The following is a 20,300-nucleotide window of genomic DNA, read 5'->3' as shown; positions in this document are numbered from 1 at the left end:
TCTCCTTAACGCTTGGCTTGCCAGATGCGCTGCTGGTAGTCGCGGATCGAGCGATCCGAACTGAACATACCGACACGCGCGGTGTTAAGAATAGTACGACGCGTCCATTCATCACGGTCACGATAGAGTTCGTCTACCTGCTGTTGAGCTTTGCAGTAAGAAGCAAAGTCCGCCAGCACCAGGTAAGGGTCACCCCCTTCCAGCAGACTGTGCAGCATCATGTCGAAGGCATGCTTGTCGCCATGGCTGAATGCACCACTTGCCAGTTCGTCCAGGATCGCCTTCAGGTGCTTGTCTTTCTTGCGGTAGCTGAGCGGATCATAGCCTTTCGCCAACAGCGCCTTTACCTGATCCACGGTATTGCCGAAGATAAAGATATTGTCTTCGCCCACCTGCTCGGCGATCTCCACGTTAGCACCATCCAGGGTGCCGACGGTCAGCGCGCCGTTCAACGCCAGCTTCATGTTGCCGGTGCCGGAAGCCTCTTTGCCTGCGGTCGAGATCTGCTCAGAAATATCCGCCGCCGGGATCATCAGTTCAGCGACGGACACACGATAGTCGGGAATAAACGCCACTTTCAGTCGATCCTTCACCAGCGGATCGTTGTTGATCTTTTCCGCTGCCTGGTTGATCGCATAAATGATGTTCTTCGCCAGATAGTAGCCCGGTGCCGCTTTGGCGCCGAACAGGAAGACCCGCGGCACGATATCCAGCTGCGGGTTATCGCGCAGTTGGCGATACAGCGACAGAATGTGCAGCAGGTTCAAATGCTGGCGTTTGTATTCGTGCAGGCGTTTGATCTGCACGTCGAAAATCGCGTCCGGGTTCAGCATCAGCCCCATCACGTCGTGCACGTAGTTGGCTAATATGACTTTGTTATCGCGTTTAATTTGCTGATAACGCTGGCGGAACGCCGCATCATCGGCGTATTTCTCCAGCCCTTTCAGCGCGTCGAGATCGTTCGCCCACTCCACCTTCAGCGTTTCATCAATCAGCCCTGACAGCGCCGGGTTGCATTGCTTCAGCCAGCGACGTGGCGTGATGCCGTTGGTGACGTTATGGAATTTGTTTGGCCACAGTTGGTGGTATTCCGGGAACAGGTCCTTCACCACCAGATCGGAGTGCAGCTGAGCCACGCCGTTGACCGCAAAGCCGCTGACCACGCACAGGTTAGCCATGCGCACCTGTTTGTCATGGTGCACCGCCAGTTTGGCCCATACTGCGTCGTCGCCCGGCCAGTGTTTATCCACCAGCTTTTTGAAGTTGGCGTTGATCTGCTTGATGATGGAGAAATGACGTGGCAGCAGGCTGCGCACCAGTTTCTCATCCCAGCACTCCAGCGCTTCCGGCATCAGGGTATGGTTGGTGTAGGCGAAAGTTTTGCTGGTGATCGCCCAGGCGGCATCCCAGTCCAACTGATGTTCATCCAGCAGAATACGCAGCATTTCCGGAATGGCGATGGTCGGATGGGTGTCATTCAACTGGATCACTTCGTACTTCGGCAGGTCTTCAATTTTGCGCCCCGCCAGATGGTGCTTACGCAGAATATCGGCCACCGAACAGGCGCACTGGAAGTATTGCTGCATCAGGCGCAGGCGCTTGCCCGCCTGGTGGTTGTCATTCGGGTACAGCACCTTGGTCAACCTGGCGGCTTCTACGCCCTGCTTCTCCGCCTGCAGGAATTTGCCGTCGTTGAAATCGCTCAGGTCAAACGGATGCTGATGGGTCGCCTGCCACAGGCGCAGCGGCTGGGTCACGCCATTACGGAAGCCCAATACCGGCAGATCCCAGGCTTCGCCGCGCAGGGTAAACTCAGGACGCCACAGTTCGCGGCCATCGGCCAGTTTTTCCAGCTTCCCACCGATGCCGACATCCACCGACAGCGCCGCATTGTGACGGAACCACGGGTAGCTCTCGCGCTGCCAGTTATCCGGGGCCTCTTGCTGCTGGCCGCCGCTAAACGACTGGCGGAACAGCCCATACTGGTAATTCAGCCCGTAGCCGGTGGCCGGTTGTTCCACCGTCGCCATCGAATCCAGGAAGCAGGCCGCCAAGCGCCCCAGTCCGCCATTGCCCAACGCCGGATCGGTTTCCTGCTCCAGCAGGTCTGCCAGCTTGATATCCTGTTCCGCCAATGCCTGCTCGACGGTGTCGTACCAGCCCAGGTTAATCAGGTTGTTGGCCGTCAGGCGACCAATCAGAAACTCCATCGAAATGTAGTTCACATGGCGCAGCGGCTTACTGCTTTTGGGTGGCGCAGGCTGTGCAGCAAGCTGTTCGGCCAGTGCGCGGCTTACCGCTTCCCACCATTGGTGCTGGGTCATCTGTTGTGCAGAACTGAGGCCAAACTGTTGCCACTGACGGGTCAGTGCCGCCAGAAAAGCATCCTTTTTAAGCGTAGGCTGTGACATAAGGAAAACTCTCTATCCAGTAAGTGGGTCAAATTACCGTTATCGTGCCGGGGAGAAACAGTGAAGGCATCATCCCGCCTGGGGATTAGCTGGGGAGGAGGATTGGGGCGTAGCTAAAATTGTGATCTCAGGCACTTTTTGACTCCCTTGCATCATGCAAAAAAGCCCACCGACGAAGGCAGCGAGCACTGAGAATACGCTGAAAACTTGTTCAATGACGTTAGCATAGTTATTGCGCTGGCTATAGTGGCGCAGATTGCCAGAAATGCTTTTCTGTATCTGCGTCACCAAACCGTGCCACACCACGGCTATTCCACAAGGAATTGCCTGCAAACGTAAAAAAGTGTGATCAATAGCAATTTAACTCCAAGCCAATGCTGAACCTTGTTGCAATACGTTTAACGTTGTCAGAAGTTAGGAGGGGGATTAATTACGAGCCATAAAATAATTAGCCTCACTCCGATCCCGGCAGGCGTCACGATGAAAAAAACGCCATCGGGCCGGCCTACGGCGGCGGGAACCGCGCTTTTCACTCTGGAATACTATGCTGATCCCATCAAAACTGAGCCGCCCGGTACGGCTGCAAAATACCGTGATCCGCGATCGCCTGTTGGCCAAATTGGCCAGCGCGGCCAACTATCGTCTGACATTGGTCAATTGCCCTGCGGGATACGGAAAAACGACGCTGGTCGCACAGTGGGCGGCCGGCAAATCAGACTTAGGCTGGTACTCGCTGGATGAGAGCGACAACCAGCCCGAGCGTTTCGCCAGCTATTTGATCGCCGCCTTGCAACTCGCCAGCGGTGGCCACTGCGTGAAGAGCGAAGCGCTGAGCCAAAAACATCAGTACGCCAGCCTGTCGGCGCTGTTTGCCCAGTTGTTTATCGAACTGTCTGACTGGCACCAGCCGCTGTACCTGGTGATTGATGACTACCACCTGATCACCAATGATGTCATTCACGAAGCCATGCGCTTTTTCCTGCGTCACCAGCCGGAAAATCTGACGCTGATCCTGCTGTCCCGTACCCTGCCCCCGCTGGGTATCGCCAACCTGCGCGTGCGCGACCAGTTACTGGAAATGGGCACGCAACAACTGGCGTTTACCCATCAGGAAGCCAAACAGTTCTTCGACTGCCGCCTGGTCGCACCAATGGAGCAACAAGACAGCAGCCGCCTGTGCGATGAGGTCGAAGGTTGGGCCACCGCGCTGCAGCTGATCGCCCTGTCTGCCCGGCAGTCTACCTCTTCCGCCCAACAGTCGGCCAAACGCCTGGCCGGGCTGAACGCCAGCCACCTGTCGGATTATCTGGTGGACGAAGTGCTGGATCACGTCGACGCCGAGGCACGCGCCTTCCTGCTGCGCTGTTCGGTATTGCGCTCCATGAACGATGCGCTGATCGTACGCCTGACCGGCGAAGACAATGGCCAGCAACGGCTGGAAGAGCTGGAGCGCCAGGGGTTGTTTATCCATCGCATGGACGACAGTGGCGAGTGGTTCTGCTTCCACCCGCTGTTCGCCACTTTCCTGCGTCAACGCTGCCAATGGGAGCTGGCCCTGGAACTGCCCGGCTTACACCGTGCCGCCGCCGAAGGCTGGCTGGCATTGGGTTACCCGGCAGAGGCGATTCACCACGCACTGGCGGCCAGCGACGTCAGCATGCTGCGAGATATCCTGCTGCAGCACGCCTGGTCACTGTTCCATCACAGCGAATTGGCCCTGCTGGAAGAGTGTCTGAATGCACTCCCCTATGAACGGCTGATTCAAAATCCCAAGCTGGCACTGCTGCAGGCCTGGCTGGCACAGAGTCAACACCGCTACAGCGAAGTGAACACCCTGCTGGAGCGGGCCGAACAGGCGATGCGCGAGCAAAAAATTGAGGTTGACCGCACCTTGCAGGCCGAATTTGACGCCCTGCGCGCCCAGGTGGCGATCAACGCCGGTAAACCGGAAGAAGCCGAGCGCCTGGCCACCGAAGCGCTGAAGTTCCTGCCACTTTCCAGCTATTACAGCCGCATTGTCGCCACTTCGGTGACCGGCGAAGTCCATCATTGCAAGGGCGAACTGGCCCGGGCGCTGCCGATGATGCAGCAAACCGAGCAAATGGCCCGGCGTCATCAGGCATACCACTATGCGCTGTGGGCGCTGTTGCAGCAGAGCGAAATTCTGATTGCACAGGGTTTCCTGCAGGCCGCCTACGAAACACAGGACAAAGCTTTTGAGTTGGTGCGTGAACAGCACCTGGAACAGTTGCCGATGCATGAGTTCCTGCTGCGCATCCGTTCGCAGATCCTGTGGTCATGGTCGCGGCTGGACGAAGCGGAAGATGCGGCCCGCGAGGGCCTGAAAATCCTGGCCAACTACCAGCCTCAGCAGCAGTTGCAATGCATCGCCATGCTGGCCAAATGTTCGCTGGCGCGTGGCGATTTGGATAACGCCAATGCGCACATGCAACGTTGCGAAGTGCTGTTGCACGGCACCCAGTACCACCGTGACTGGCTAACCAACGCCGATAAACCGCGGGTGATCCACTGGCAAATGACCGGTGATACCGCGGCGGCGGCCCAATGGTTGCGTCAGACCGAAAAACCCGGCATGGCGGACAACCACTTTATGCAGGGCCAGTGGCGCAACATTGCCCGGGTGCAAATTATGCTGGGCCAGTATGAAGAGGCCGGGGTGGTGTTGGACGAACTCAACGAAAACGCCCGTCGCCTGCGCCTGGTCAGCGATCTGAACCGTAACCTGCTGCTCAGCAACCAACTTTACTGGCAGATGGAACGCAAAAGCGACGCGCAAAAGGTATTGATGGAGGCGCTGTCACTGGCCAGCCGCACCGGATTTATCAGCCACTTTGTCATTGAAGGCGAAGCGATGGCGCAGCAGTTGCGCCAACTGATCCAGCTCAATACGCTGCCGGAGCTGGAAAACCACCGCGCCCAACGTATTCTGCGCGACATCAACCAACATCATCGGCATAAGTTCGCGCATTTTGACGAGAACTTCGTCGATAAGCTGTTAACGCACCCGCAGGTGCCGGAACTGATCCGCACCAGCCCGCTGACGCAGCGCGAATGGCAGGTGCTGGGGCTGATTTACTCCGGTTACAGCAACGACCAGATTGCCGGTGAACTGGCAGTAGCGGCCACCACCATCAAAACCCACATCCGCAACCTGTACCAGAAGCTGGGCGTCGCCCACCGACAGGAAGCGGTACAGCAGGCTCAGCAATTGCTGAAGATGATGGGCTACGGCGCTTAAAAGAGCACTTCAACAGCGAGTGGAAGAAGTGTTGAGGTAAAAGATGGCCGCAAAGCGGCCATCTGGCTTACTTGCTCTGGTGATAGATTGTTACCGAAATAACGTTGTCGGAGAGATTCCAACTTCCCTTTCCAGTCGACAACATCACACCAGATACAACGAGCACAACACAAAAGTATCGTTTCATTGTGCGGTCCATGCTCAAACCGCTTCACGTCAGCACCACCGGTGATACCACCGTGAAAAGCAAGCACCGAACCGTGCTTGCATTTACGGCTATTGGAATCCTTTCCCCAAAACCGATGCCCACTTGCTTAAGGTGGCGGAAAAGCCCACAAACACTATATGCCTTTTATGCTGGCCTGACACTTGACACTGCATGTTAAGCAGAACAAAATATGAACACCGGATCGTGCTTGCACTACATCAGTATCAAACCTGCTGGAATGGCCGCTTACCGGACTAGCACAAAGAAACCGCCATCTCGGCGGTTTTTTTGTTTTTGTCCCTAAGAACATGGCTGTCAGCCCGCAGGATAAACTTTAAAAATGCAGTTTAAGGTATGAAGCCGATACGCCGCCTAAAAACCATAATATTGCTCTGGTCTTAATTGCCTCGGAGTTGGTTACAATAGCGACATTACTAATTACGAGGCAGTCGGAAGTCATGGAACAGTTTGAAGCGATCAACGTTGAGCAGGCATACGGCCGTTGGAAAGACGGCAGTGCCGCCCTGGTCGATATCCGCGATCCACAGAGTTTTGAAGCCGGGCACACGCCGGGCGCTTTTCACCTTACCAACGCCAGCCTGCAAACTTTTATGCAGCAGAATGACTTTGAGCGACCGGTGATGGTGATGTGCTACCACGGCAACAGCAGCCGCAGCGCGGCGCAATACCTGCTGCATCAGGGGTTTGACGCGGTGTACAGCATCGACGGCGGCTTTGAGGCCTGGGCGCGTCAGTACCCGCAGGACGTTGAAACCTCCGTATAATCCTTTCCCGTCCCTGCGGCGGGTTCCTTTCTCGTGCCGTTAGTGAGTGTTTTTACTGGTTTTTCGCAGATCCTTTGCCTGCGCTCAGGATTTCGACGGTATAATCGGCCGTCAACGCCGTCGGGTCACCGGCGGCTAAAATCATTCACTTAGACGGAAGAGCAATGGTTAGAGTAATCGCCGTATCCAATCCCCGCCTGGCGCAGGCCTTTGTCGACTACATGACGACACAGGGCATTGAGCTTAAGGTGCACAATACCGGCGAGACGGCGGAAATCTGGCTGGCAGACGACCGTCATCTGGAGCAGGTGCAACACGAGCTGCAGCAGTTCCTGATCGACCCGCTCAACAGTCGCTATCGCGCCGCCAGCTGGCAGGCCGGTAATACCGACGCCGATCTGCACTACCAGGGCTTTTCCTACCTGCAAACCCTGCGCAGCAAAGCCGGGCCGCTGACGCTGGGCGTGATGGTGCTGTGCATTGCGGTCTATATCCTGATGCAGGCGCTGGGCGACGACACGGTGATGTACTGGCTCTCCTGGCCGCAAAACAGCAGCCAGTACCTGCAGCTGTGGCGCTGGGTCAGCCACGCTTTCCTGCATTTCTCCCTGCTGCATATCACCTTTAACCTGCTGTGGTGGTGGTATCTCGGCGGCCCGCTGGAAAAACGCCTCGGCGCCGGCAAACTGTTCGTGCTGGCGGTGGTCTCGGCCTTCTTCAGCGGCTGGGCGCAGTCACTGTTTAGCGGTGCCCTGTTCGGCGGCCTGTCAGGCGTGGTCTACGCGCTGATGGGTTACTGCTGGCTCAGCGGTGAAAGAGCGCCGGAACGCGGCCTGATGCTGCCGCGCGGCCTGATGGTGTTTTCAGTTCTGTGGCTGGTGGCGGGATATTTCGATATTTTAGGAATGTCGATCGCTAACGCGGCACACGTGGCCGGTTTAGTGTTAGGGTTATTGATGGCATTTTGGGACACGCGTCATCGCGCGCACAACGAACAATAACAGCCAGGTACAAGCCAGGCGTTTTAGGGGATTACCGTGAAGCAAACACAGCGTCATGACGCTATTATCGAGCTGGTGCGCCTGCAGGGTTATGTCAGTACGGAAGAACTGGTCGAACATTTTGACGTTAGTCCGCAAACGATTCGCCGTGATTTGAATGACCTGGCCGATCAGAACAAAATCCAACGCCACCATGGTGGGGCAGCCTTGCCTTCCAGTTCGGTCAACGCCGCATACAACGATCGTAAAGTGATGTGGTCGGAACAGAAAGCGCGTATCGCCCAACGTGTCGCCAGCCAGATCCCGGACGGGGCCACGCTGTTTATCGATATCGGTACCACACCGGAAGCGGTCGCCCATGCGCTGATGAACCACAAGAACCTGCGCGTGGTGACCAATAACCTGAACGTCGCCACCCTGCTGACCGCCAAAGAAGACTTTCGTCTGATCCTGGCCGGCGGTGAAGTCCGCACCCGCGATGGCGGTATCATGGGTGAGGCCACACTGGACTTTATCTCCCAGTTCCGCCTCGATTACGGCATTCTGGGCATCAGCGGCATCGATATGGATGGTTCGCTGCTCGAATTCGACTATCACGAAGTGCGCACCAAACGCGCAATTATCGAAAACTCACGCTGTGTGATGCTGGTTACCGACCATTCCAAATTCGGCCGCAACGCGATGGTAAACCTCGGTAATATGAACCTGATCGATTACCTGTTTACCGACCAACTGCCGCCACCGAGCGTGATGAAAATCATCGAACAATACGACGTACAGCTCGAGCTTTGCTAAGTCTTTCCCACCGCTGTTAAACCCAATGGCGCCGCCCATTGCGCCCTTCATGCCTGCCATTTTATTACGGGGTTCAGCCTGCTGAACCCCGTAATTCCTGACGCCAATACCCCTTCTTTTTGTATAACTACTATCATCAAACTGTTACCTCTATCACGCCTAAATGTTTTTGTTTGGTTAAGTCTTGGCTTGTTTGTTGGTTTTTGATTACAATCATGAGCGAAAACGAACATGAAAGAGCTATTTCGAACATCTGGAGGAAGTTGACGTGGAAACCAAAGACTTGATCGTTATCGGTGGCGGCATCAACGGTGCCGGCATCGCGGCCGATGCTGCCGGGCGCGGGCTGTCCGTTCTGCTACTGGAAGCGCAAGACTTGGCCTGTGCTACGTCTTCCGCCAGTTCCAAACTGATCCACGGTGGCCTGCGCTACCTGGAACACTACGAATTCCGTCTGGTGAGCGAAGCGCTGGCCGAACGTGAAGTGCTGCTGAGACTGGCACCACACATTGCCTTCCCTATGCGCTTCCGCCTGCCGCATCAGCCGCACCTGCGCCCGGCCTGGATGATCCGTATCGGCCTGTTCCTGTACGATCACCTGGGCAAACGCACCAGCCTGCCAGGCAGCAAGGGCTTGCGCTTTGGACCAGAATCGGTGCTGAAGCCTGAGTTAAAGCGCGGTTTCGAATATTCTGACTGCTGGGTCGACGATGCTCGCCTGGTGGTACTGAACGCTCAGGAAGTAGAGAAACGCGGTGGCGAAGTGCGCACCCGCACCAAAGTGACCCGCGCATGGCGTGAAAACGGCCTGTGGATGGTGGAAGCCGTCGACGTCGACAGCGGCAAAACCTTTACCTGGCGCGCCAAGGGCCTGGTGAACGCTACTGGCCCGTGGGTGAAACATTTCTTCGACGACGGCCTGAAGCTGAAATCTCCTTATGGTATTCGCCTGATCAAGGGCAGCCACATCGTGGTGCCGCGAGCACACGATCAGCCGCAATCCTATATTCTGCAGAACGAAGACCACCGTATCGTCTTCGTGATCCCATGGAATGACGAATTCTCGATCATCGGCACCACCGACGTGGAGTATCACGGCGATCCGAAAGACGTGAAGATCGACGATAACGAAATCAACTACCTGCTGAAAGTGTATAACGATCACTTCAAGAAGCAGTTGGGCCGCGACGATATCGTCTGGACTTACTCTGGTGTGCGTCCGCTGTGCGACGATGAGTCAGACTCACCGCAGGCGGTAACCCGTGACTACACGCTGGACGTACATGACGAACAGGGCAAAGCGCCGCTGCTGTCAGTGTTCGGCGGCAAGCTGACCACCTACCGCAAGCTGGCTGAGCATGCGATGGAAAAACTGGCGCATTACTACCCTGGCTGCGGCCCGGCGTGGACCAAAAACGGTTCGCTGCCAGGTGGCGACATCGGTGGCGATCGCGATAGCTACGCCGCAAAACTGCGCCGTGAGCACAGTTGGTTGCCGGAGTCCCTGGCACGCCGCTTTGCACGCACCTACGGCAGCCACAGCGAGCTGATCCTGGCCAATGCCAATAGCCTCAGCGACCTGGGCGAAGATTTCGGTCATGGCCTGCATGAAGCCGAGTTGCGCTACCTGATCGACAAAGAGTGGGTAGTGGAGTTGGATGACGCGATTTGGCGCCGTACCAAGCTGGGCATGTGGTTGGACGAGGCGCAGCAGGCACGGGTGAAAACCTGGCTGGCAGAACACGTGAAAGCGAAGACCTTGTCTCTGGCATCGTAACTCGCCAAACGTAAAAAGGGCCGGATATCCGGCCCTTTTGCATTTACAGCTTGATAGGTTTGATGTGCCAGATTTCGTCCGCATACTCCTGAATGGTGCGGTCGGAAGAGAAGTACCCCATGTTGGCGATATTCAATATTGCCCGCCGCGTCCAGTCATCCTGATTACGATACACCTCATCCACCTTGTCCTGCGTATCCACATAGCTGCGGTAATCCGCCAGCAGTTGGTAGTGATCGCCCAGGTTAACCAGTGAATCAAACAGGTTGCTGTAGCGTTTTGGCTCCTCAGGACTGAAAACCCCGGTGGCGATCTGGGTCAGCGCCTGATGCAACTCGGGATCCTGCTCATAGTAAAGATGCGGGTTGTAACCGTTGCGTCGCAGCTCTTCTACCTGCTCGGCGGTATTACCGAAGATAAAGATGTTCTCCTCCCCCACGTGCTCCAGCATCTCGACGTTGGCACCGTCCAGCGTGCCGATGGTCAGCGCACCGTTAAGAGCAAACTTCATGTTACTGGTGCCGGACGCCTCGGTGCCCGCCAGTGAGATCTGCTCAGAAAGATCCGCCGCCGGAATGATCATCTGCGCCAGACTGACACCGTAGTTCGGGATAAACACCACTTTCAGTTGCGTATGCACTCGCGGATCGTTGTTGATCACCTTGGCGACATCGTTGATCAAGCGGATGATCTGCTTGGCGGCGTAATAAGCCGAGGCCGCCTTGCCGGCAAAGATCACCACCCTTGGCACCCGCTCGGTTTCCGGATCCTGCAGCAGACGGTTATACAGCGTGATCACGTGCAGTACGTTGAGCAACTGCCGTTTGTACTCGTGGATACGCTTGATCTGTACGTCGAACAGCGCGTCCGGGTTGACCACCACATTCAGCGTTTTGGCGATGTAGGTAGCCAGTCGCTCCTTGTTCTGCCGTTTGGCGGCCTGCACCGCCTGCAAGAAGCTCGGGTAATCGACATTGGCCTTGATCTCGCTCAGTTGACTGAGATCGGTGCGCCAGGTCTGTCCGATGCTGTCATCCAGCACGGCGGAGAGCGGCCGGTTAGCCAGTCCCAGCCAGCGGCGCGGCGTCACCCCGTTGGTTTTATTGCAGAAGCGATCGGGGTAAATATGGGCGAAATCGGCAAACAGCGATTGCACCATCAGCTCGGAATGCAACGCGGAAACGCCATTAACCTTGTGGCTGGCTACCACTGCCAGCCAGGCCATGCGCACCCGACGGCCATTGGTTTCATCAATGATCGACACTCGCGCCAGCAGGTCGTTATCGCCCGGCGCGACCTCTTGTACGTGCTTGAGGAAGTGATCGTTGATCTCGAAAATCAGCTGCAGGTGACGCGGCAGGATCCGGCCGATCATATCCAGCGGCCAGGTTTCCAGCGCTTCGCTCATCAGCGTGTGGTTGGTGTAGGAGAACACCTGCTCCACCACCGCCCAGGCATCCAGCCAGCTGAATTTATGCTCGTCGATTAAGCGGTGCATCAGTTCCGGGATCGACAGCACCGGGTGGGTGTCATTCAGGTGAATGGCAATCTTGTCCACCAGGTTGTCGAAGGTCTTATGCATCGTCCAGTGGCGGTTGAGGATATCCTGCACCGTGGCCGACACCAGGAAATACTCCTGCCGCAGGCGAAGTTCGCGCCCGGAAGAAGTTGAGTCATCCGGGTACAGCACGCGCGAAACGTTTTCAGAGTGGTTTTTATCCTCAACGGCCGCAAAGTAATCGCCCTGGTTGAATTTGCCCAGGTTGATCTCATTACTGGCCTGGGCGCTCCACAACCGCAGCGTGTTGGTGGCGTCGGTATCAAAACCAGGGATCACCTGATCGTAAGCGGTGGCAATGATCTCTTCGGTTTCTACCCAGCGCGCCTTGGCGCCTTCCTGTTGGATCCGTCCGCCAAAACGCACCTTATAACGGGTGTTGTGGCGCGGGAACTCCCACGGGTTGCCATATTCCAGCCAGTAGTCTGGTGACTCCATCTGCTGACCGTTGACGATATTTTGTTTGAACATGCCGTATTCGTAGCGAATGCCGTAACCACGACCCGGCAGCGCCAGCGTCGCCAGTGAATCAAGGAAACAGGCTGCCAGTCGCCCCAGGCCGCCGTTACCCAACCCCGGATCGTTCTCTTCCTCCAGCAATTCAGCCAGGCTCATGCCCATCTCATTCAACGCGTCGTCGATATCCTGATAAATTCCCATCGACAGTAAGGCGTTGGACAGCGTACGACCGATCAGGAACTCCATCGACAGGTAATATACCTGGCGCACATCCTGTGAAAGTTGCGCACGGTTAGAACGCAGCCAGCGCTCCACCATACGGTCGCGTACCGCAAACAGCACGGCGTTCAGCCAGTCATGCTCGGTAGCGATAGCCGGGTCCTTGCCGACAATAAACATCAATTTATAGGCGATGGAGTGTTTCAGCGCTTCAACACTGACCGTGGGTGAGGTGTAACTAATCGGTAACGTCATAGTTTTTCGATCCCAAGTGCGTGATTGCCCGTCGCCTTTCAAGCCGCAGCCTTGTTACCTGCAGCTTGAAATTCATAGGGCATAACAATAGTTACGATAAGCGTTGATAAAGCGACAGATATTCCTGTGCCGCGACCTGCCAGCCAAAATCCACGTTCATGGCGTGGCGCTGGACGTGACGCCAATGCTTAGGTCTGCTCCACAGCACCATGGCACGCCGGATGGCGTTACCCAGTGCGGCGGCGTCACAATCATCAAAGACAAATCCGCTGGCGCTGCCGTCGGCCAGATTCTCCAGCGCGCAGTCCACCACCGTGTCCGCCAACCCACCGGTGCGGCGCACCAGCGGCAGCGTGCCGTATTTCAGGCCATAAAGTTGGGTCAGCCCGCAGGGTTCAAAGCGGCTCGGTACCATAATCACATCCGCCCCGCCGATAATGCGGTGGGAGAAAGCCTCGTGGTAACCAATCTGCACGCCAACCTGTTCCGGATAGTCGGCGGCCGCGGCCAGAAACGCCTGCTGCAGCACCGCATCGCCGGCCCCTAGCAGCGCCAGTTGGCCGCCCTGCTCCAGCAGCGCCGGCAGCGCTTCCAGCACCAAGTCCAGACCTTTCTGGTGGGTCAGACGGCTGACTACCGCAAACACCGGCAGCGACTCATCGACCTTCAGCCCCATGGCTTTTTGCAGGTGCAGCTTGTTCTTGGCCTTGCTCTTCAGATCGTCCGCGTCATAACGGGCGGTCAGGCGCGGATCGTGGGACGGATCCCAAATTTTGTCATCCACACCGTTAAGAATGCCGCTCAACCGCCCCTGCCGCTGGCGTTCCTGCAACAGCCCTTCCATGCCGTAACCAAACTCCGGCCGGGTGATCTCACGTGCATAGGTCGGGCTGACGGCGGTGATATGGTCGGCGTAGAACAAACCGGCTTTCAGGAATGACATCTGGCCGTGAAACTCCAGGCCATAAATGTTGTAGAACGACGGCGGCAACCAGAGTTCCGGCACGTGATGGGGGGAAAACAACCCCTGATAGGCCAGGTTGTGCACGGTAAAAATGGAGCGCGCCGGATGGCCATTGGCCGCCAGATAGGCGCAGGCCAGCCCGGCGTGCCAGTCATGGGCGTGCACCACCTGCGGTCGCCAGTAGCGATCCAGCCCTTTGGCCAGCTCACAGGCCATCCAGCCCAGCAGGGCAAAGCGTCGGTGGTTATCGGAATAGGCATTCATCGACTGGTCGTGGTACGGGCTACCCGGTCGATCGTACAACCAAGGGGCATCGATCAGGTAGATGCCCACGCCGTGATAGGTACCGTAACGCAGACCAACCCGGCCGGCGAACGAATCGATTTCCGCCACCAGCACAGAGTCCGGTATGCCGTTGCGCACGTCAGGAAAAGCGGGCAATAGCACCCGAACATCGCCGCCTTCGGCGATCTGAGCTGCCGGTAATGCGCCAACCACGTCTGCGAGCCCCCCGGTTTTCAGCAGGGGGAACATTTCAGAACATACGTGTAAAACCTGCATTATCACTCCTGAGAATCGGCAAATTAACTCTGGAAAAGCAGGCTTGCCGCTGTTGTTAATCCCGCGTTGTGCAAGCCATCAGTCAGTCCGTTTATATGGCGGCAGGCTATCTTTCTGCCGGATACCTTAACTCACAACTTTGACAACATTTCGCGCGTGACCAACACAATGCCGCCTTCCGAACGATAAAAGCGTTTGCTGTCCTCATCGGCGTTTTCGCCAATCACCATCCCCTCGGGGATATGGCAGGCGCGGTCGATGATGCAGCGTCGCAGGCGGCAGGAGCGGCCGACGTTAACGTCCGGCAGCAATACAGTAGAGTCGATGGTACAGAACGAGTTCACCCGTACTCTTGGGAACAGCACCGAATGCACCACTACCGAACCGGAGACAATACAGCCGCCGGACACCAGCGAGTTCATGGTCATGCCGTGGCTGCCGGAGCGGTCCTGTACGAACTTGGCCGGCGGCAGCGGCTCCATATGGGTACGGATCGGCCAGGCGCGGTCATACATATCCAGCTCCGGCGTCACCGAAGCCAGATCGAGGTTGGCACGCCAGTAAGCTTCCAGCGTCCCCACGTCGCGCCAATATGGCGGCAGCTCGGGGTTGGAGGTCACACAGGACAGTGTGAACGGATGCGCCCAGGCCGCTTTCTGCGCGGTGATTTTCGGGATCAGATCCTTGCCGAAGTCATGAGTTGAACCCGGCGTCGACATGTCCTCTTCCAATAGTTTGAACAGGTAGTCGGCGTTAAAGATGTAGATCCCCATGCTGGCCAGCGACATCTCCGGGTTGCCCGGCATCGGCGGTGGATTGCTGGGTTTTTCCAGGAACTCAAGGATCAGATCGTTCTCGTCCACTTCCATCACGCCAAACTCGCTGGCCTCATCACGCGCTACCGGCAAGCAGGCAACGGTACACTGCGCCCCCTTTTCCACGTGGTCGATCAGCATGCGCGAGTAATCCATCTTGTAGATATGATCACCCGCCAGGATCACTACGTATTCGGCCTCATAACGGCGAATGATGTCCAGGTTCTGGTACACCGCATCCGCCGTGCCCTTGTACCAGTGTTCGGTACTGAGGCGTTGCTGGGCCGGCAGCAGATCGACAAATTCGTTCATCTCTTCGTTGAGGAACGACCAGCCACGCTGAATATGCTGCACCAGGGTATGAGACTGATATTGGGTGATCACACCGATACGGCGGATCCCCGAGTTCAGGCAGTTCGACAGGGCAAAATCAATGATGCGGAATTTACCGCCAAAGTGGACGGCCGGCTTGGCACGGGTTGAGGTTAAATCTTTCAAACGCGAACCGCGGCCACCGGCCAAAATCAGGGCGACGGACTTAATCGGCAGTTGGCGTGCCAACATCAGGGGGTCTTTATTTTCAAACCTAACCATAGCTGACTCCTTTTATTTTTTCTTTACCAGCACGCAAATCGAGTGCGCAGCCTGGTTCCAGGCGGGTAAAACCGCCCGCGAATCTTCCTGAGTAAAGGGGGCGACAAGCTGCCAATCGCCGGTGGGCAACGTCATCTCCACCGCCTGCTGCGTGGCATTCACCACCACCAGCCAGCGTTGCGACAGGAGGATCTGCAATTGCAGTGCACCCTGCTCCCACTGTTGCGCACTGGGGGGTTGCCCCTGCACGTTCAGCCACTGCACGTTACCGTCGCCCTCCAGCCACCAGCGGTCATGCTGCAGGGCGGGAATTTGTTGGCGCAGGTGGATCAGTGCGGCGGTGTAAGCGGTGAGTGAGTCATCCGCCGTGGCCCAATCGAGCCAGGTGATAGCGTTGTCCTGACAATAGGCATTGTTGTTGCCCTGCTGGCTGTGTCCATGCTCATCGCCGGCCAGCAGCATCGGCGTACCCTGGGACAGCAACAGCGTGGCAAGCAGCACCTGCCGGCTGGCCCTACGGCGTTGCACAATGGCGTCGTCGGCAATCGGGCCTTCAACACCGTGGTTATTGCTAAAGTTACGGTCGCTGCCGTCACGGTTACCTTCACCGTTCAGTTGGTTGTGCTTGCGGTTAAAACTGACCAGATCCTGCAGGGTAAAGCCGTCATGAGCAGTCAGCATATTGATGCTGGCGTACGGCGCACGCCCGCGTTGGTTGAACAGGTCGCTGGAAGCGGCAAAACGTTGGGCGAACTGGCCCAGCGAGATATCGCCCTGCAGCCAGAAGCGGCGCATATCGTCCCGGTAATGGTCGTTCCACTCGGCAAAGCGGCCGGGAAACTCCCCCACCTGATAGCCACCGGGGCCAATATCCCAGGGTTCGGCGATCAGCTTACAGCGTGACAGCAGGTCGTCCGCCAGCATCGCCTGGAACAGCGGCGCGTCACGATCGAACGCCGGCGTGCGACCGAGCACGCTGCCCAGATCAAAGCGGAAGCCGTCTACATGACATTCCCCCACCCAGAAACGCAGGCAATCCATCACCCAGGCCACGCCCGGTGGCTGATCCAACCGCAGCGTGTTGCCGCAGCCGGTATCGTTCACGTAGCCACCCTCGGGCGTGAGCCAGTAATAACCCGGGTTATCGATCCCTCGCAGCGACAACGTCGGCCCGTCCATGTCCAGTTCGGCGCTGTGGTTGAACACTACGTCGAGGATCACTTCAATCCCGGCCTTATGCAGTGCCTTCACCGCATCGCGGAATTCACGCAACGGCGTCATATCAGTGCGCAGGCTGGAGTAGCGGTTATCCGGCGCATAATGCGCCAGCACGTTATAGCCCCAGTAGTTAATCAACCCCAGGCGCTGCAAGCGCGGCTCGGAGCTGTGTTGCTGCACCGGCAGCAGTTCCAGCGCGGTAATGCCAAGACGTTTGAAGTAGGCGATCATCACCGGATGACCCAGCGCGGCGAAACTGCCACGCAGCACCTGCGGGATATCCGGGTGTTGCAGGGTCAGGCCGCGCACATGCGCTTCGTAGATCACCGTTTTGCCCCACGGCGTCGCCGGTGGGCAATCATCCTGCCAGTCATAGGCTTCGTCGATCACCACGCACTTGGGCATCAGCTCCGCGCTGTCTTGCGTGTCCGGTTGGTCATAACCACCATGCAAATAGGGATCATCGGCCACCGGCCCCTCAACCGCACGGGCGGCGGGATCCAACAGCAGCTTATTGGGGTTAAAACGCAGCCCATGTGCAGGATCAAACGGGCCATGCACCCGGAAACCATAACGCTGGCCCGGTTTACCGCCCGGCAGATAACCGTGCCAAACATCACCGCTGCGCGCCGCCAGCGGCAGGCGCTCTTCGCGCTGTTGTTCGTCAAACAGGCACAGTTCCACCCCGGTAGCATGGGCGGAATACAGGCTAAAGTTGATGCCGTTACCGTCATAATGCGCCCCGAGAGGCGCGGCGATGCCGGACGTCAGCTCAGTCATTGCACCTCCCGCAGCAGGTAGATGGTCGCCAACGGCGGTACGGTGACGCTAATCGAATGCTCGCGGCCATGGTTGCCTATCTGCTCGGACACCACGCGGCCCTGGTTACCGGTATTGCTGCCGTGATAGTGGTGCGAGTCGGTATTGAGAATTTCCCGGTACTCGCCGGGGCGGGAAATACCGATGCGATAGTGGTGGCGCGGCACCGGGGTAAAGTTGCTGACGGCAATCAGCTCATTGCCGTGCGCATCATAGCGGGCAAAGGCAAACACCGAGTTGTCGTGGTCGTCCACCACCAGCCACTCAAAACCGTCCGGGCGATAGTCACGCTCATACAACGGTGCCTGCTGCTGATAGCAATGGTTAAGATCGCGCACCAGTCGCTGCACGCCGTGGTGCCAGTTATCCAGCCCTTCCAGCAGATGCCAGTCGAGGCTACTGTCGAAGTTCCATTCGCGCCCCTGGGCGAACTCGCAACCCATAAACAGCAGCTTCTTGCCTGGGTGCGCCCACATAAAACCGTAGTAGGCACGCAGATTGGCGAACTTCTGCCAGGCATCGCCAGGCATGCGGTCGAGAATCGATTTCTTGCCGTGCACCACTTCGTCATGGGAAATCGGCAGCACGAAGTTCTCGGTGTAGGCGTACAGCATGCCGAAGGTCATCTGATTGTGATGATACTTGCGGTGCACCGGGTCGCATTGCATGTAGTTGAGCGTGTCGTGCATCCAGCCCAGATTCCATTTGTAGTGGAACCCCAGGCCATTGGACTCCGGTGGCAGCGTCACCCCCGGGTAATCGGTGGATTCTTCCGCCAACGTCACCGCACCGGGCCGCTCTTTGCCGACGCTGTGGTTGGTGTAACGCAGGAAGGCAATGGCCTCCAGATTCTCGTTGCCGCCGTAGTAATTCGGCACCCATTCACCGTCGGCACGGCTGTAGTCGCGGTAAATCATCGAGGCCACCGCGTCGACACGCAGCGCGTCAATGCCATAGCGCTCCAGCCAGTAAAGGGCGTTGCCCGCCAGATAGTTACGCACCTCATGGCGGCCATAGTTGTAGATCAGGGTATTCCAGTCCTGATGGAAGCCTTCACGCGGGTCGGCGTATTCATACAACGCAGTGCCGTCGAAATTCGCCAGACCATAGGCATCGCTGGGGAAATGCCCAGGCACCCAGTCCAGGATCACGTTGATGCCCGCCCGGTGCGCCGCCGCGACAAAATCTTTGAAGTCGGCCGGGGTGCCGAAGCGCCGGGTCGGGGCGTACAGTCCTAACGGCTGATAACCCCAGCTTCCGTCAAACGGATGCTCGTTAATCGGCAGCAGCTCGATATGGGTGAAGCCCATGTCTTTCACGTAGCCAATTAACTGTTCCGCCAGTTCGCCATAGCTGAGCCAGAAATTATCGTCGGTGTGACGTCGCCACGAACCAAGGTGCACCTCGTAAATCGACATCGGTCGGTCAAAATCATTGGCACGCTGACGTTCCGGGGTGTTTGCTACCACCTCCGGCAGCGGCGTTACCAGCGACGCCGTATCCGGCCGCATTTGCGCCTCGAAGGCGTAAGGATCGGCCTTCAACTGGGTATTGCCGTAGCAGTCGATAATTTCGTATTTGTACAATTGCCCGGCTTTCACCCCCGGCAGGAACAGCTCCCAAATCCCGTTTTCACGCCGCAGGCGCATCGGGTGGCGGCGGCCGTCCCAGAAGTTGAACTCGCCCACCACCGAAACGCGTTGGGCATTCGGCGCCCAAACGGCAAAACTGACGCCTTCGACGTCATCCAGCGTGGTGAGGTGGGCGCCCAACCGCTCATACGGACGCAAATGGGTGCCTTCGGCCAACAGCCAACTGTCGATATCCTGCAGCAGGGTACCGAAACGGTAGGGATCTTCGACAGTCTGCTGACTATCTTGCCAGCGAACCTCAAATTGATAGCGGAACGGAGTTTTGCGACGGGGCACCGTCGCGCTGAAAAAACCGCGCGGATCATCGCAGTCAAGCTGCACCAGGTGGCGGCCGGTTTGCTGCTCCAGCAACCAGACTTCGCTGGCGTCAGGCAACAGCGCACGCACCTGCAGGCCGTTATCGGCCGCATGCATACCCAGCAGGGAAAAGGGGTCGGCAGAGTTGCCGGAGAAAAGCTGATCAATCACGTCACGATCGGGAAGTACAGGCATAGTCTTCTTCCTAAGATTAAGAGCATGATTTATAAGAGGCCGCGTAGCCCATCGCCTTTCAGGTTGCAGCTGAGTTGGCTGCACCTTGAGATCCACAGGACGTAACGCTTAATCCATAGCCGTTTTGGTTATCATGCAATTCATTCGGTATCTAAAGCGTGATTGCGGTCGGTTATTGATCAATTCTCACCTTCCCGGCCCGAATTCCGCTCTTTATGCTTATTTTTAGCGCTGGTGAAAATTTATCCGCCAGCCCTTTAAGCATAGCTAATGTCGGTTAAAAACATTGCCGCATTACCAAGGAAAATTCTTCATTAAGAAAACTGCCAGCCTGACAGCGTCTTTGCGCTGCTGCCCGCATGGAGGAGTGCTGATGACCTGTGCCCTTTCTCTGGTTGGCAGCCAGTTAGTCCATAACGCGCCGAAACGGGGAAAACGGAAGAAAATAAGGCTTTTGG

The 20,300-nt window shown here is 57.2% G+C and carries 11 protein-coding genes; 5 read left to right on the top strand and 6 right to left on the bottom strand.

All coding sequences use genetic code 11. The features are described 5' to 3' along the window. Positions 1 to 5: 5 nt before the first annotated feature. Positions 6 to 2,411: a maltodextrin phosphorylase gene (gene malP / locus BEI65_RS11745; RefSeq protein WP_099063490.1), complete on the bottom strand. Its 2,406-nt coding sequence runs from the start codon at positions 2,409 to 2,411 to the stop codon at positions 6 to 8. A gap of 544 nt (positions 2,412 to 2,955) precedes the next feature. On the opposite strand from malP, the gene malT reads away from it, so the two are divergent. The 5 genes from malT (at position 2,956) to glpD (ending at position 10,236) form a co-directional block, all read left to right on the top strand. Then, the gene (gene malT, locus BEI65_RS11735) at positions 2,956 to 5,670 is read left to right on the top strand and encodes an HTH-type transcriptional regulator MalT (protein WP_099063489.1); all 2,715 of its coding nucleotides are present in this window, start codon (positions 2,956 to 2,958) and stop codon (positions 5,668 to 5,670) included. 666 nt (positions 5,671 to 6,336) lie between these two features. Further along, entirely contained in the window at positions 6,337 to 6,663 is a 327-nt protein-coding gene (glpE, locus tag BEI65_RS11730) for a thiosulfate sulfurtransferase GlpE (RefSeq protein WP_099063488.1), read from the top strand. A 164-nt stretch (positions 6,664 to 6,827) separates the two neighbouring features. Continuing rightward, positions 6,828 to 7,664, top strand: a complete 837-nt coding sequence (gene glpG, locus BEI65_RS11725) for a rhomboid family intramembrane serine protease GlpG (RefSeq protein ID WP_099063487.1) — start codon at positions 6,828 to 6,830, stop codon at positions 7,662 to 7,664. A gap of 36 nt (positions 7,665 to 7,700) precedes the next feature. Next, positions 7,701 to 8,459, top strand: a complete 759-nt coding sequence (locus BEI65_RS11720; RefSeq protein ID WP_020837378.1) for a DeoR/GlpR family transcriptional regulator — start codon at positions 7,701 to 7,703, stop codon at positions 8,457 to 8,459. A gap of 268 nt (positions 8,460 to 8,727) precedes the next feature. Next, on the top strand, positions 8,728 to 10,236 hold the full coding sequence (gene glpD / locus BEI65_RS11715) for a glycerol-3-phosphate dehydrogenase (protein WP_099063486.1): 1,509 nt from the start codon (positions 8,728 to 8,730) through the stop codon (positions 10,234 to 10,236). A 43-nt stretch (positions 10,237 to 10,279) separates the two neighbouring features. Here the strand turns inward: glpD and glgP are convergent, their stop codons facing one another. The 5 genes from glgP to glgB form a co-directional block, all read right to left on the bottom strand. Then, the gene (gene glgP, locus BEI65_RS11710; RefSeq protein ID WP_099063485.1) at positions 10,280 to 12,727 is read right to left on the bottom strand and encodes a glycogen phosphorylase; all 2,448 of its coding nucleotides are present in this window, start codon (positions 12,725 to 12,727) and stop codon (positions 10,280 to 10,282) included. Positions 12,728 to 12,818: 91 nt separating this feature from the next. After that, positions 12,819 to 14,252, bottom strand: coding sequence for a glycogen synthase GlgA (gene glgA / locus BEI65_RS11705; protein WP_099063484.1), 1,434 nt, complete (start codon positions 14,250 to 14,252; stop codon positions 12,819 to 12,821). A gap of 131 nt (positions 14,253 to 14,383) precedes the next feature. After that, positions 14,384 to 15,661, bottom strand: a complete 1,278-nt coding sequence (gene glgC / locus BEI65_RS11700; RefSeq protein WP_099063483.1) for a glucose-1-phosphate adenylyltransferase — start codon at positions 15,659 to 15,661, stop codon at positions 14,384 to 14,386. Positions 15,662 to 15,673: 12 nt separating this feature from the next. After that, a complete protein-coding gene (glgX, locus tag BEI65_RS11695; protein ID WP_099063482.1) occupies positions 15,674 to 17,659 on the bottom strand; it encodes a glycogen debranching protein GlgX in 1,986 nt (661 codons plus the stop codon). Further along, complete coding sequence (gene glgB, locus BEI65_RS11690) at positions 17,656 to 19,842, bottom strand: 1,4-alpha-glucan branching protein GlgB (protein ID WP_099063481.1); 2,187 nt, start codon at positions 19,840 to 19,842, stop codon at positions 17,656 to 17,658. Before glgB ends, glgX begins: the two co-directional genes overlap by 4 nt. Positions 19,843 to 20,300: the final 458 nt, after the last annotated feature.

The sequence above is a fragment of the Serratia sp. BW106 genome (assembly GCF_002607755.1).
Classification (GTDB): Bacteria; Pseudomonadota; Gammaproteobacteria; order Enterobacterales; family Enterobacteriaceae; genus Serratia; species Serratia proteamaculans.
This window is presented reverse-complemented; position numbering and strand designations above follow the sequence as displayed.

Bases quoted from the DNA above. Each gene is read 5' to 3' on its own strand.
- glgP (WP_099063485.1), bottom strand. From the start codon at position 12,727: ATGACGTTACCGATTAGTTACACCTCACCCACGGTCAGTGTTGAAGCG.
- glgC (WP_099063483.1), bottom strand. From the start codon at position 15,661: ATGGTTAGGTTTGAAAATAAAGACCCCCTGATGTTGGCACGCCAACTG.
- glgX (WP_099063482.1), bottom strand. From the start codon at position 17,659: ATGACTGAGCTGACGTCCGGCATCGCCGCGCCTCTCGGGGCGCATTAT.
- glpG (WP_099063487.1), top strand. From the start codon at position 6,828: ATGGTTAGAGTAATCGCCGTATCCAATCCCCGCCTGGCGCAGGCCTTT.
- glpE (WP_099063488.1), top strand. From the start codon at position 6,337: ATGGAACAGTTTGAAGCGATCAACGTTGAGCAGGCATACGGCCGTTGG.
- glgB (WP_099063481.1), bottom strand. From the start codon at position 19,842: ATGCCTGTACTTCCCGATCGTGACGTGATTGATCAGCTTTTCTCCGGC.
- malT (WP_099063489.1), top strand. From the start codon at position 2,956: ATGCTGATCCCATCAAAACTGAGCCGCCCGGTACGGCTGCAAAATACC.
- malP (WP_099063490.1), bottom strand. From the start codon at position 2,411: ATGTCACAGCCTACGCTTAAAAAGGATGCTTTTCTGGCGGCACTGACC.
- glgA (WP_099063484.1), bottom strand. From the start codon at position 14,252: ATGCAGGTTTTACACGTATGTTCTGAAATGTTCCCCCTGCTGAAAACC.